Origin of the sequence: Paucibacter hankyongi (assembly GCF_037482915.1) — a bacterium.
Taxonomy (GTDB): domain Bacteria; phylum Pseudomonadota; class Gammaproteobacteria; order Burkholderiales; family Burkholderiaceae_C; genus Paucibacter_A; species Paucibacter_A hankyongi.
Genome location: NZ_JBBHJX010000008.1, coordinates 144,018 through 157,475, shown reverse-complemented (window position 1 = coordinate 157,475; position 13,458 = coordinate 144,018). Strand labels below are relative to the sequence as shown.

The 13,458-nt window shown below is 62.5% G+C and carries 12 protein-coding genes, 2 tRNA genes and 1 pseudogene; 13 read left to right on the top strand and 2 right to left on the bottom strand.

Annotated elements, in window-relative coordinates; genetic code table 11:
• Positions 1 to 14: 14 nt before the first annotated feature.
• On the bottom strand, positions 15 to 893 hold the full coding sequence (locus tag WG899_RS13755) for an NYN domain-containing protein (protein ID WP_339596218.1): 879 nt from the start codon (positions 891 to 893) through the stop codon (positions 15 to 17).
• 225 nt (positions 894 to 1,118) lie between these two features.
• On the opposite strand from WG899_RS13755, the gene WG899_RS13750 reads away from it, so the two are divergent.
• The 13 genes and pseudogenes from WG899_RS13750 (at position 1,119) to WG899_RS13690 (ending at position 12,984) form a co-directional block, all read left to right on the top strand.
• Entirely contained in the window at positions 1,119 to 1,886 is a 768-nt protein-coding gene (locus WG899_RS13750; protein WP_339596217.1) for a sulfite exporter TauE/SafE family protein, read from the top strand.
• 18 nt (positions 1,887 to 1,904) lie between these two features.
• Positions 1,905 to 3,614: a nitrite/sulfite reductase gene (locus tag WG899_RS13745; RefSeq protein ID WP_339596216.1), complete on the top strand. Its 1,710-nt coding sequence runs from the start codon at positions 1,905 to 1,907 to the stop codon at positions 3,612 to 3,614.
• A gap of 16 nt (positions 3,615 to 3,630) precedes the next feature.
• Positions 3,631 to 4,119, top strand: coding sequence for a DUF934 domain-containing protein (locus WG899_RS13740; protein ID WP_339596215.1), 489 nt, complete (start codon positions 3,631 to 3,633; stop codon positions 4,117 to 4,119).
• Positions 4,116 to 4,892, top strand: a pseudogene (locus tag WG899_RS13735) (phosphoadenylyl-sulfate reductase); the annotation flags it as partial. The gene WG899_RS13740 and the pseudogene WG899_RS13735, both read left to right, overlap by 4 nt.
• A 185-nt stretch (positions 4,893 to 5,077) precedes the next feature.
• Positions 5,078 to 6,037, top strand: coding sequence for a sulfate adenylyltransferase subunit CysD (gene cysD, locus WG899_RS13730; protein WP_339596214.1), 960 nt, complete (start codon positions 5,078 to 5,080; stop codon positions 6,035 to 6,037).
• A 2-nt stretch (positions 6,038 to 6,039) separates the two neighbouring features.
• Positions 6,040 to 7,380 carry a sulfate adenylyltransferase subunit 1 gene (locus WG899_RS13725; RefSeq protein ID WP_339596213.1) on the top strand — a complete coding sequence of 447 codons (1,341 nt, stop codon included), beginning with the start codon at positions 6,040 to 6,042 and terminating at the stop codon, positions 7,378 to 7,380.
• 2 nt (positions 7,381 to 7,382) lie between these two features.
• On the top strand, positions 7,383 to 8,171 hold the full coding sequence (gene cobA, locus WG899_RS13720; RefSeq protein ID WP_339596212.1) for a uroporphyrinogen-III C-methyltransferase: 789 nt from the start codon (positions 7,383 to 7,385) through the stop codon (positions 8,169 to 8,171).
• 76 nt (positions 8,172 to 8,247) lie between these two features.
• Positions 8,248 to 8,571, top strand: coding sequence for a ferredoxin FdxA (gene fdxA, locus WG899_RS13715; protein WP_263537276.1), 324 nt, complete (start codon positions 8,248 to 8,250; stop codon positions 8,569 to 8,571).
• Positions 8,572 to 8,627: 56 nt separating this feature from the next.
• Positions 8,628 to 9,752: an NAD(P)/FAD-dependent oxidoreductase gene (locus WG899_RS13710; RefSeq protein ID WP_444718849.1), complete on the top strand. Its 1,125-nt coding sequence runs from the start codon at positions 8,628 to 8,630 to the stop codon at positions 9,750 to 9,752.
• A 334-nt stretch (positions 9,753 to 10,086) separates the two neighbouring features.
• Positions 10,087 to 12,234, top strand: a complete 2,148-nt coding sequence (locus tag WG899_RS13705) for a TonB-dependent siderophore receptor (protein WP_339596210.1) — start codon at positions 10,087 to 10,089, stop codon at positions 12,232 to 12,234.
• 36 nt (positions 12,235 to 12,270) lie between these two features.
• Positions 12,271 to 12,346 (top strand) — tRNA-Asn (locus WG899_RS13700).
• Between the two features lie 97 nt (positions 12,347 to 12,443).
• Positions 12,444 to 12,519 (top strand) — tRNA-Asn (locus WG899_RS13695).
• A 75-nt stretch (positions 12,520 to 12,594) separates the two neighbouring features.
• On the top strand, positions 12,595 to 12,984 hold the full coding sequence (locus WG899_RS13690) for a glutaredoxin family protein (RefSeq protein ID WP_339596209.1): 390 nt from the start codon (positions 12,595 to 12,597) through the stop codon (positions 12,982 to 12,984).
• 128 nt (positions 12,985 to 13,112) lie between these two features.
• On the opposite strand, the gene WG899_RS13685 is transcribed toward WG899_RS13690, so the two are convergent.
• Positions 13,113 to 13,352: a (2Fe-2S)-binding protein gene (locus WG899_RS13685; protein WP_339596208.1), complete on the bottom strand. Its 240-nt coding sequence runs from the start codon at positions 13,350 to 13,352 to the stop codon at positions 13,113 to 13,115.
• Positions 13,353 to 13,458 lie beyond the last annotated feature (106 nt).

Here is a 13,458-nt window from a genome sequence, read left to right as displayed (position 1 = left end):
GGCACTCGCTCAGCTCATTCGGCGTCGCTCGGATCGGTGGCCGCATTGGGTTGCCCCACCGGTTGGTCGGCGAAGGCCACATGGCCGCCGCTGATCGCATCCACTTCGACCACCAGTTCCGGGAACCGGTGCAAGAACTCGGAGAAGTTGTTGCAGCCCAGCGCCTGCTCGTCGAAGGACGGCAATAAGCGCTTGATGAACACCTTCAAGGCGCTGCGCGACACATAGTTCTCGCCATTGCGATCGACCAACTGTTTGAGCGCGCGCTGCAGCGCCTGGCGCGCCTCATCCAGCGACGGCGAGCCCACAGCCTCAGCCTCCTCGCTGGCGGGCGCCAACTCGGCCGGCGCGGCCTCGAGCGGCAGACCGAGCAGGTTTTGATAGAACTTGAACTCGTTGCAGCTGGCGGTCCAGAAACGATTGCTATAGCCCGCCACGCCGACGCCGGCAATGAAGCGGCCCGCCTGCTTGACCTTTTGCGCCAGGCTGATGAAGTCACTGTCGCTGGAAATCACCACCACATGGGTCAGGTGCGGGTGGTTATGCACATCGCTGAGCGCGTCCAGCGCCATGCGAATGTCGGCGCTGTTCTTCATGTTCGAGCCGCGCGGGAACATCTGGATCAAATCCACCCCGGCCTCGTTCAAGGCGTGGCGGTAGTTGGCGAAGAACTGCCAGTTGCCATAGGCGCGATTGATGATGATGTCGCCCAGCGAGGCGGCGTACTCCAGAATCGGCTTCAAATCGACAAAGACCGGCTGCAATTTCAGTCGGTTGTCACGGTAGGCACCGTCACCATGGGCCACATTGGCCAACACGGCATGTAGATTTTCAAAATCCCAGTAAATCGCCACTTTGGTGGCTTCGGCGCGAGAACTATTGAACAGGGGCATGGGCAAGGGTCAAGGTGGCAAAAGGTGGAATCGGGCTGGCAAATTCAGACGGGACCATTGCAAGCCACGGCAGAAGCTTAACGCTTTCGAGCGGCAGGCCCGCAAACACCCACTTATGCCAATTTCAATATAAGCAACTTACGACTCTATGGTTTGAATATCTATAGAGCCCCCCTACAGTCCAGCCCCTAGAGTGGCCATGGTGGCCCCTCGACAAGGAGTTCCATGGACTGGATCGCGGTTGCAAGCGGCTTGGGTGTCGGCATCATCGTCGGAGTGACCGGCGTGGGTGGCGGCTCGCTGATGACGCCGCTGCTCTTGTCGGTCTTCAAACTGAACCCGGCGGTAGCCATCGGCACCGACCTCTGGTTTGCGGCCCTGACCAAGGTCTCCGGCTCGGTCGCCCATGCCCGCCACGGCCATGTGAAATGGGGCCTGACCGGGCTCTTGCTGCTGGGCAGCATTCCGGCCTCGATCGGCACCGTGGCGCTGATGCATGCCACCGAAATCACCAAGGGCTGGGCCAGCACCTTGACCTTCTCGCTCGGCATCGCGCTGCTGTTGACCGCTGTGGTGGTGGCCTTCAAGAAATCTTGGCAAGCGGTTGGCTTGCGCCTGGAGCGCTACATCCCCGCCTCCCGCAAGCCCGCGCTGACGGTGGCCTGCGGCGTGCTGCTGGGCGTGCTGGTGTCGCTGTCCTCCATCGGCGCCGGCGCCATCGGTGCGACGCTGATCCTTTTGCTCTACCCGCGCCTGGAAGCGCGCTACATCGTCGGCAGCGACATCGCCCACGCCGTTCCCCTGACGCTCGTCGCGGGTATTGGTCACGCAACCCTGGGCCATGTAAATTGGTCGCTGCTGGTGCCGCTGCTGCTGGGTTCCATGCCCGGCATCTGGCTGGGCGCCCAACTGACGCGCCGCCTGCCCGATGGCGTGGTGCGCGCCCTGCTGTGCGGCTCGCTGGTGCTGGCCGGCTGGAAAGTCATTCACTGAATCCCCTCTCGTAGAACTATGTACGCCTACACCGACTTCGACCGCCAATTCGTCCATGCGCGCGCCGCGCAATTCCGCGATCAGCTGGAGCGCCATCTGGCCGGCAATCTGCCCGACGAGGACTTCCGCCCGCTGCGCCTGCAAAACGGCTGGTATGTGCAACGCCATGCGCCGATGCTGCGCGTGGCCGTGCCCTACGGCGCCTTGAGCAGCCGCCAGCTGCGTGCCTTGGCTGGCATCGCCCGCGACTTTGACCGCGGCTACGGCCACTTCACGACCCGTCAGAATCTGCAGTACAACTGGATTCCGCTGACGGCCTCGGCCGATGTGATGGACCGCCTGGCCGCTGTGGACATGCACGGCATCCAGACCAGCGGCAACTGCATCCGCAACATCACCAGCGACTGCTTCGCCGGTGTGGCCCACGACGAAATCGTCGACCCCCGCCCCTACGCCGAAGTGCTGCGCCAGTGGAGCACGCTGCACCCCGAGTTCGCCTTTTTGCCGCGCAAGTTCAAGATCGCCATCTCGGGCACGGTGGAAGACCGCGCCGCCATCGCCTGGCACGACATTGGCCTACAGCTGCTGAAGAACGCGGCCGGCGAGGTCGGCTTCAAGGTGCTGGTGGGCGGCGGCATGGGCCGCACCCCGATCGTGGGCCAGGTGATCAATGAGTTCTTGCCCTGGCAGCAGATCCTCGTCTACATCGAGGCCATCGTGCGCGTCTACAACCGCTACGGTCGCCGCGACAACGCCTACAAGGCCCGCATCAAGATCTTGGTGAAGGCCGAAGGACAGAAGTTCTTTGACGACGTGAACGCCGAGTTCAAGCAGATTCTGGAACTGGACGCCGGCGGCCGCGAGCACCTGATTCCTCAGGCCGAGCTGGACCGCGTGGCCGCCTGCTTCGTGCGCCCTGCGGGCGTGCAAGCCGGCACCAGCAGTGACATCCTGGCTGGCGTGGAAGCCGGCGCCTACAAACGCTGGTTGGAGCGCAATGTGCATCGCCACAATGTGCCGGGCTACCGCGCCGTGACCTTGTCGCTGAAGCGCGCCGGCATTGCCCCCGGTGACGCCACCGACGGCCAGATGGACGCTGCCGCCGACTTGGCCGACCGCTACAGCGCGTCCGAGTTGCGCGTCAGCCATGACCAAAACTTGGTCTTGCCCTGGGTGCGCGAAGCCGATTTGCCGGCCGTGTTCGAAGCCGCACGCGGCCTCGGTCTGGCGACGCCCAATATCGGCCTCTTGACCGACATGATTGCCTGCCCCGGCGGCGACTTCTGCGCCCTGGCCAATGCCCGCTCGATTCCCGTAGCCGCGGCCATCACCGAGCGCTTTGAGGACCTGGACGAGCAGTACGACATCGGCGATATCGACCTGCACATCAGCGGCTGCATCAACTCTTGCGGTCACCACCACAGCGGCCATATCGGCATCCTCGGCGTCGACAAGGACGGCAAGGAGTGGTACCAGGTCTCGCTAGGCGGCTCGGACGGCTCCACGCTGTCGGGTGCCTCGGTGGCCGGCCGCGTCATCGGCCCCTCTTTTGCTGCCGACGAAGTGGCGGACGTGATCGAGTCGCTGATCGACACCTACCGCAGCCAGCGCAGCAGCAGCGCCGAGCGCTTCATCGACACCGTGCGCCGCATTGGCCTGGAGCCTTTCAAGGCCCCCGCTAACGCAGTCCGCACGCTGACCGGAACCAACGCTGCCTCTGCCAACTGATTCAGGCCCCGACATCATGAAGTTTATTGACACCCACCATCAGCAATGGCATCACGTGGTCGGCGAAGACGGCCCGATGCCTCATCCCGATCCGGCCCCAAATCTGCTGCTGACGATTGAACAGTGGCACGCAGTCCGTGACCACTGGCCAGCTGGTTTGGCCACTGCCGTCGAGTTGCCGAATGACTTTGCGGTTGAAGACCTGGCCGCCGATCTGCCGCGCTTGAGCCTGGTCGTGCTGCGCTTCCCCAAGTGGGTGGATGGCCGCGCCTACAGCCAGGCCCGCCTCTTGCGTTCGCGCTACCGCTTTGCCGGCGAGATCCGCGCCACCGGCGAGGTCTTGGTTGACATGCTGCCGCTGCTGGCCCGCACCGGCTTCGACGCGGTGCAGCTGCGCGCCGACCAATCAAAGGCCGCCGCAGAGCGCGCTCTGGGCTTTTTCCCCGCCCATTACCAGGGCGATGTGGACGCTACGCAGCCGGTCTTTGCCCGAGGTGCAGCATGAGCGGAGAAGTCTCCAGCTTGCCCGAAGTGTCGGTGCTGCCCGGCGCGGCAGCCGCCGCTTCGGCCTCGGCCATCCAGCTCTATGCCCGCGAGACCGCCGGCTTTGCCGAACGTCTGGCCAAGACGGTCGAAATCCTGCAGGACGCCGTGTATGCCCATGGCGCCGGCCTGGTGCAATCCAGCAGCCTGGGCGCCGAAGACATGGTGATCACCGACCTGATCGCCCGCCACAAGCTGCCGATTGCCATCGCCACGCTGGACACCGGCCGCTTGCATGCCGAAACCCTCGCCCTGCTGCCGCAGATCGAAGCCCAGTACGGACTGAGGGTCGAAGTCTTCAGCCCCGTGCATGACGCCGTGATCAACTTCGTGCGGGTGCGCGGCGAGCGCGCCATGTACGAGAGCCTGGCCCTGCGCAAGGAATGCTGCGGCATCCGCAAGCTGGAGCCGCTCGGCCGCATGCTGGACGGCCGCACCGGCTGGATCACCGGCCTGCGCCGCGAGCAATCGAGCAACCGCGCCGATGTGCCCTTCACCGAGTTGGACAACAACGGCCGCAGCAAGATCAATGCGCTGGCCGAGTGGAGTTGGGCCGATGTTTGGCATTACATCGCCACCTACAAGGTGCCTTTCAACGCGCTGCATGACCAGTTCATGCCCAGCATCGGCTGCGCACCCTGCACCCGCGCCATTGCCGTCGGCGAGGACTTCCGCGCCGGCCGTTGGTGGTGGGAAAACGACGATGCCAAGGAGTGCGGCTTGCACAAGACGCACTCGTCGGCGCCAGCCGATTCCGCACAAAGTGAGGAACTTGGCAGCGACGTTTCGGCGCAGGCTAACTTCGGCAAAGCCGAAGTTAAGGACGCGCAAGCGGCCGGCCGCAGCCAAGACGAAAACGCCAAGGAATGTGGCTTGCACAAGGCCCATTCGAACGAAGAATTGAAGTCAGGAGCCACGGCATGAACGCCCCCGTCAATCTGCAAGCACTGGCCGCCACGGTGGACCAGCGCCATCTAGACCACTTGGAAGAAGAGGCCATCTTCATCCTGCGCGAAGTGGCCGCTGCATTCGAGCGCCCGGGCCTGCTGTTCTCCAGCGGCAAGGATTCTTGCGTGGTGCTGCGCCTAGCCGAGAAGGCCTTCAAACAACGCATCGCTGGCAATGAATTCAAGGGCAAGCTGCCCTTCCCGCTGGTGCATGTGGACACCGGTCACAACTTCCCTGAAGTGATCGAGTTCCGCGAAAAACGCGTGGCCGAGATGGGCGAGCGCCTGATCGTCGCGCACATGGACGAGTCGATCAAAAAAGGGACTGTGCGTCTGGCCCACCCGCTGGAATCGCGCAACGGCCACCAGACCGTGACCTTGCTGGAAGCGATTGAAGAGCACCGCTTTGACGTGCTGATCGGCGGCGCCCGTCGCGACGAAGAAAAGGCCCGCGCCAAGGAACGCATCTTCAGCCACCGAGACAGCTTCGGCCAATGGCAGCCCAAGGAGCAGCGCCCTGAGCTGTGGAATCTGTTCAACACCCGCATCCGCCCGGGCGAGCATTTCCGCGCCTTCCCGATCAGCAACTGGACCGAGCTGGATGTCTGGCTGTACCTGGCCCGCGAGAACATCCCTCTGCCCAGCCTGTACTACAAGCATGAGCGTCAGGTGATCCGTCGCAAGGGTCTGCTGGTGCCGCTGACCGAGGTGACCCCGCCGGAGGCTGGCGAGACGGTGGAAACCGCCACCGTGCGTTTCCGCACCGTCGGCGACATGACCTGCACCTGCCCGGTGGAAAGCACGGCCGCTTCGGCCGCCGACATCGTGGCCGAGACGCTGACCGTGACCGTGAGCGAGCGCGGCGCCACCCGCATGGACGATAGAACTTCAGAGGCCTCAATGGAGCGCCGCAAGAAGGAAGGGTATTTCTGATCATGAACGCAGTTGCTGAAAACATCGTCCAAGACCAAGACGTGGACACCCACCATCGCGCGCTGCGCTTCCTGACCGCAGGCAGCGTGGACGATGGCAAGAGCACCTTGATCGGCCGCCTGCTGTTCGACAGCCGCGCCATCCTGGCCGACCAACTCGACACGCTGGAAAAGCGTGCCGCCGGTCAACCCATCGACCTGAGCCTGTTGACCGACGGCCTGGAGGCCGAACGCGAGCAAGGCATCACCATCGATGTGGCCTACCGCTATTTCGCCACCAAGACGCGCAAATTCATCATTGCCGACGCGCCCGGCCATGAGCAGTACACCCGCAATATGGTGACCGCCGCTGCCGGCAGCGATGCCGCCGTGGTGCTGGTGGACATCACCAAGCTGGACACCTCGGTGGACGAAGTGGTGCTGCTGCCGCAAACCCGTCGACACAGCCTGTTAGCGCATTTGCTGCGCGTGCCCAGCATCGTCTTTGCCGTCAACAAGCTGGATGCGCTGGCGCAACCCGGCCCAGCCTTTGCCGCGGTGAGCAAGGCGCTGCGAGCCTTCGCCGAACAGGCCGGCATCGCGGTGACCGCCATCGTGCCGGTGTCGGCACTGCGAGGCGACAACGTCACCCAGCCGCTGGACGGCGAATGGGCCACTTGGTACCAAGGTCCTTCGCTGCTGCAGGTTTTGGAAGGCCTGCCGGGCGTGCAAGAAAAGGTGGAAGGCCAGCTCTCGATCCCGGTGCAATACGTGGCCCGCGACTCCGGCGAGCAAGGCGAAGGCACGGGTTATCAGCCGCGCGCGCTGTGGGGTCGTATTGCCCATGGCCAAGTGAAGGCTGGCGACCCAGTGCAGATTCTGCCCAGCGGCCAGACCGCCATCGTGGCCGAAGTGCGCCGCGCAGGTGAAACGGTCGCGCATTGCGTGGCCGGCGAATCGGCCGGCGTGGTGCTGGACCGCCAGCTCGACGTCTCGCGCGGCGACTGGATCGTCACCCCTGGTTCGGCCACCTCGACCCAATCCTTTGAAGCCACCTTGGCTTGGCTGGACACCGAACCCGCCGTGCCCGGCCGCAAATATTGGCTGCGCCACGGCAATCGCTGGGTACAGGCCCGCATCAGCGCGATTGAGCACCGCCTGGACATCCACAGCCTGGCCGAGCAAGACGCCGAGGCCCTGCAGGTCAATGAAATCGGCCATGTGCGCATCGAAACGCAAAGCGCGCTGCCGGTGGAGCCCTATGCGGTCAACCGCATCGGCGGCGCCTTGATCGTGGTCGACCCAACCAGCAACCGCACCAGCGGCGCCTTGCTGGTGCGCGCCGCGACGGAGCAGGCGAGCTGATCATGAGCCGCGTTGTCTTCGTCAGCGCCGGTCCGGGCGCAGCCGATCTGATCACCGTCCGCGGTGCCCGCGCCCTGGCCTCCGCCGACGTGGTGCTGTTCGATGCCTTGACCGACCCGGCGCTGCGCGAACTGGCCCCACATGCGCTTTGGCTCGACGTGGGCAAACGCGGTTTTTGCCGGTCGACCGAACAAACCGCCATCAACGCAGCCCTGGTCAAACAGGCGCAAAACCATGCTGTGGTGGTGCGCTTGAAGGGCGGCGACGCCAGCATCTTCGGCCGACTGGAAGAAGAATTGCAGGCGCTGGCCGAGGCCGGCATTGCCAGCGAAGTGGTACCGGGCGTGACGGCGGCGATCGCCGCGGCCGCGCAGACGCAGCGCCCGCTGACGCGCCGCGGTGTTGGCCGCAGCGTCAGCCTGACCACCGCCATGACGCAAGTGGGCGAGTTGCACGCAGCTCGCTCGGCCGATACGGAAGTGTTTTACATGGCCGGTCGTCAACTGGGCGCCCTGGCCCGCAAGCTGAGCGAGGCCGGTTGGCCGGCCGACACGGCCGTCAGCGTGGTCTCCAAGGCCGGTTGCGTCGATGCCTTGTGCAGCGAGCATCGCGTCGACGGCTTGGCCGCCGCGTCGCTGCTGCACAAGGGCCGCCCGACCGTGGTGACCGTTGGCGCGGGAGCCAAACCGGTACAGCCGCTGCAGCCACGAAGCGACGCCCAGCCAACTATTTCCAGCATTGCCACGGGTCTTGCTTCGCATCAAACCCGTTTAGAGAGCTTGAACGATTAAAATCCGCTTTTTGCCGATATTTTGCGCACCCGCGTAAAACGAGGCGATTCAGCCCCAACAACAACAGAGTTGCACCATGACCCACGTCGTCCTCGAAAACTGCATCCGCTGCAAGTACACCGACTGCGTCGATGTCTGCCCCGTCGATTGCTTCCGCGAAGGCCAGAACTTCCTGACCATTGACCCCGATGAGTGCATCGACTGCGCCGTTTGCATCCCCGAGTGCCCGGTCAATGCGATCGTGCCGGAAGAAGATGTGCCCGGGAATATGCAGCACATGATCAAGCTGAACGCTGACTTGGCCAAGAAGTGGCCCAGCATCACCAAGCGCAAGGCAGCCCTGCCCGACGCTGACGAGTGGAAAGACCGCACCGACAAGCTCGATCAGCTGATCCGCTGAAGTGCTGGATTATTGAAGTGACGCTTGGGCTCGAAAGCGCCTAGGCCCGAAAGAGAATGGAAGATCAATTGAACGCAGAGATTGCCACGCCGGCCGGCGCCCTACCCGTCCCCGGACCCGACGCGATTGAAACCGATGCCGTCATCGTCGGCGCCGGTCCGGTCGGCCTGTTCCAGGTGTTCGAGCTCGGCTTGCTCGAAGTCAAAGCCCACATCATTGATTCGCTCGCCTACCCTGGCGGTCAGTGCATTGAGCTGTATCCGGACAAGCCGATCTACGACATCCCGGCCGTGCCGATCTGCACCGGCAAGGAACTGACCGACAACCTGCTCAAGCAGATCGAACCGTTCGGCGCAACCTTCCATCTGGGCCAAGAAGTCACCACCGTCCTCAAGCAGGAAGATGGCCGCTTCTTCGTCGAGACCTCCAAGGGCACCCAGTTCCTGACCAAGACCATCTTCATCGCCGGCGGCGTGGGCTCTTTCCAGCCGCGTACGCTGAAGGTCGACGGTATCGAGAAGTACGAAGGTACGCAGCTGCACTACCGTGTACGCAACCCCGAAAAGTTTGCCGGCAAGAATCTGGTGATCGTCGGCGGCGGTGACTCGGCGCTGGACTGGGCCTTGAACTTCTGCGCCGGCAATGCCGACGGCAGCGCCAACAAGGCCGAAAGCGTGATCCTCTTGCACCGTCGTGATGGCTTCAAGGCCGCACCGGCCAGCGTGGCCAAGATGCGCGAGCTCTGCGACGCCTACGAGATGCAGTTCATGGTCGGCCAGGTGACCGACATCGTCGAATCAGACGGTGTGCTGACCGACATCAAGGTGACCGGCGGTGACGGCGTCACTCGCGTGATGCCTTGCGAACAGCTGCTGGTGTTCTTCGGTCTGAGCCCCAAGCTGGGCCCGATCGCCGAATGGGGCCTGGACCTCGAGCGCAAGCAAATCGTGGTCGACACCGAAAAGTTCCAGACCAGCGTGCCCGGCATCTTCGCCGTGGGCGATGTGAACACCTATCCGGGCAAGAAGAAGCTGATCCTGTCGGGCTTCCATGAATGCGCCTTGGCCGCCTTCGGCGCCATGCCTTACATCAACCCGGAAAAGCGCGTCCATTTGCAATACACCACGACCAGCCCCAAGCTGCACAAGGTGCTGGGCGTGGAATCACCCGTGTTTGACTGATCGCAAATCCCGGCGCTTGCGCGCCCGGCAATGCCCTTACAGCCCGCTGCCCGCGGGCTGTTTTCATTGGCCGAGCCGATACAATGCCAAGCGCGGCAGATCCAAGGATCTGCCGCATTCGCTAGGGGTGCTGGATTGGGGAAACCCGTTCGGCTGAGAAAGTCCCTTTGAACCTGATTGAGGCCGAGCGGCGCAATGCGAGTCATTGCCCGTCCGGTCCCGAGGTAATGCTCGCGCAGGGAAGCAAGCCTTCATCGGCCACGTCATTTTTGGATCTCTTTCTCCTGACGTTTCGGCCTTGCTGTTTGCAGCCCTGTCATCGCCTTGAACCACGATGACCACCTACGTTCCTACCAAGAAACTCTCTTTACTCGCCAGCGCCGCTGGCCTGCTCTGCAGCATCAGCGCCGCCGCGCAAACCCTGCCCACGGTTTCGGTCAGTGGCCGTTCGGCCGACACGCCGGTCTTGGTCGGCGGCTTCGGCGAAACGCCGATCGCCAAACTGCCCATGCAAGCCAATATCCTGAACAGCGAACGACTGCAGGACCTGGGCCTGCACTCGCTGGCGGCCATCACCAGCTTGGACGCCAGCCTGAGCGATGCCTACAACTCGACCGGCTATGTGTCTTATCTGAAGATCCGTGGCTTCGATCTGGACAACCGCTTCAACTACCGCCGCGACGGCCTGCCCATCAACGCCGAAACCGCCATCAGCCTGGGTAACAAGAGCAGCATCGAAGTGCTGAAAGGCACCAGCGGCATTCAAGCCGGCACCAGTTCGCCGGGCGGTTTGGTCAACACCGTGGTGAAGCGCCCCACGACAAATCTGACCTCGGTCAGCTTAGGTCTTAGCGAGCGCGGCACGACCGAAGCCGCACTGGATTGGAGTCAACGATTTGGAGCCGGTGAAGCTTTTGGCCTGCGCGTCAACGCAGGTGCTAGCCAAATGAAGCCCGAATTACGTGACGCTGAAGGTCAGCGTTACCTGCTGGCCGTGGCCGGTGATTGGCGCCTCAGCCCGGACACCTTGATAGAGACTGAGTTCGAGTGGAACAAGCAGCGCCAGCCCAGCCAGCCGGGCTTCAGCCTCTTGGGCAACAAGCTGCCCGATGCCAAGGCGATTGATCCACGCATCAACCTGAACAACCAGCCTTGGTCGCAGCCGGTGGTGTTCGACAACACCCACGCCTCGATCCGACTGCAGCAAAAGCTGAGCGCCGACTGGCGCGCGCAAGCGCACCTGGGCATTCAGCGCCTGAAGACCGATGACCGCTTGGCCTATGCCTATGGCTGCACCGCGGCCGACGGCAGTTACTACGCCGACCGTTACTGCCCGGATGGCACGTTTGATATGTACGACTTCCGCAGCGAGAACGAGCGCCGCAACAGCGACGCCCTGGATCTTTCGCTGGCCGGCAAGTTTGCAACGGGCAGCCTGCAGCATCAGATCAGCACCGGCGTCTTGTTCACCCGCTTCAACAGCCGTTTTCAAAAGCAGGCGTACAACTGGGCCGGCACGGGCGCGATCGATGGCAAATCGATCACCACAGCCGACCCCAGCCTGACCGACGAGAACACCAATCGCGACGAGAGCAGCACCGAGTTGTATCTGCGCGATGCCATCCAACTCAGCAGCGAATGGCAAGCGTGGGTGGGCCTGCGTGCCACCCATCTGAAGCGCGAAAGTGTGCGCACCAACGGCTCCCGCGCCACCAGCTACAGCCAAAACCTCACAACGCCTTGGTTGGGCCTGAGCTATGCCCTGAGCCCGCAACTGATGGCCTATGCCAGCTGGGGCGAAGGCATGGAATCTGAGGTAACACCCAACCGAAAGCGCTATGGCGATCAAGCCGGCCGCGCCTTGAACGCGCTAAAGAGCCAGCAGTATGAGATTGGCTTGAAGGCCGGCTCCAACACGGTGGACTGGTCAGTCAACTGGTTTGACGTGAACCGCCCCAAGTGGCGCGACATCGGCGAATGCTCGGACAGCAAGCCGGGCAGTTGCGTGCGGCAAGCTGATGGCCAAGCCCATCACCAAGGTCTGGAGGCCCAGGCCGATTTGAAATGGGGCAGCGGCGGCGTGATCGCCAGCGCCATGAAGCTGAAGGCGCGCCGCACCGGCAGCGCGGAAGGCAGCCTCAACGGACTCAAGCCCGAGAACGTGCCAGAGACTACGCTGCGCCTGCAGGGCCGCCAAAGCATCGCCGCCCTGCCCGGCCTGCAATTGCAAGCCGGACTGAGCTATGAAGGCCCGCGCGCCGTCTTGCCGGACAACAGCATCAGCATTCCCGGCTGGACACGGCTGGATGCCGGCGCTCGTTTTGACCAAAACCTGGGCCGGCAATTGCTGATCTGGCGCGTCGGCGTGGACAACCTGACAAACAAACGCGCTTGGAAAGAATCGCCCTTCCAGTTCGACCATGTCTATCTGTATCCGATGGCGCCAAGAACTTTCAGAGCAAGTTTGGAAATTAGCTTGTAAGACTCGCAAAATCCGGTCTATAATGCGAGGCTCTGTTCCTCGATAGCTCAGTCGGTAGAGCGCCGGACTGTTAATCCGTAGGTCCCTGGTTCGAGCCCAGGTCGAGGAGCCACAGAAAAAAGCGAAAGCCGCTTGATCGCAAGGTCAAGCGGCTTTTCCCTTTTTATGTAGGCCTACTCTTTTGAGAAGAGCCATGCACACCGAATAATTCCTCGATAGCTCAGTCGGTAGAGCGCCGGACTGTTAATCCGTAGGTCCCTGGTTCGAGCCCAGGTCGAGGAGCCAAATGAAGAAGCCCTGATGCGCAAGCATCGGGGCTTTTTTCATGGCGCCAGCCACCTAGCCTACCCCCGTTGACCCATGAAGCCACTCATTCGATTGTTCTTTCGCACGCTGCGCCTGCTGCTTGGCCCCGTGATGCTTTTGAAAGAGCGCCTGACGCGCCCTCAGGGCCTGCAACGTCAGCCCGCAGAACAAGCCCGTATTGATCGCGAGTGCGAAGACCTAGCCTTGTATCAATTCAAGACTTGCCCTTTTTGCATCAAGGTCAGGCAAGAAATCCATCGTTTGTCTTTGCCTATCGCATTGATGGACGCACAACACGATGCGCAACACCGCGCGGAGCTGCTGCAGGCCACAGGCGCGAGCAAAGTCCCTTGCTTGCGGATCCGCGATGCAAATGGTCAGTCACAGTGGCTGAGCGAATCCAAGACTATCAATGCCTATTTGCAAGGACGCTTCGCCAATTGAAGTTGATCGCGTCAAGTCGATGCTGCTGCCGTCGGCAATAGCACCGCGCAAGTACAAACAAAAATGCCCTGCTCGCTGATTGCGACCAGGGCATTTGCATTTCTAGCGCTGCGAGAACAACTGCGGCATCAAGTTCCGAAAATGGCGATTGGACTCACCGTTGGGGCTGCACAAGCCCCAGGACAAGCCGAACAAACCGATTGCTTCAGCATGGCCTCATCAAAGACCTCACGCGCGCAGTCGTGGCAGCAACCACAGGCCGAGGCCACGCCGGTTTCATCCTGCAGCAAATCAAAATTGTGAACACCACCCTCGACCTGGCGGCGAATGTCGCGATCTGAAACTCGGCGGCAAAGACAAACAATCATGTTCGGGCAGATGCAAACGTGCTCTTCTTGAGCACGTTCACACTCTATCGCAAACGAGAATGTTTCTCAATACTGTTCGCAACAAGCCCTTAGACCGTCGCAGGAC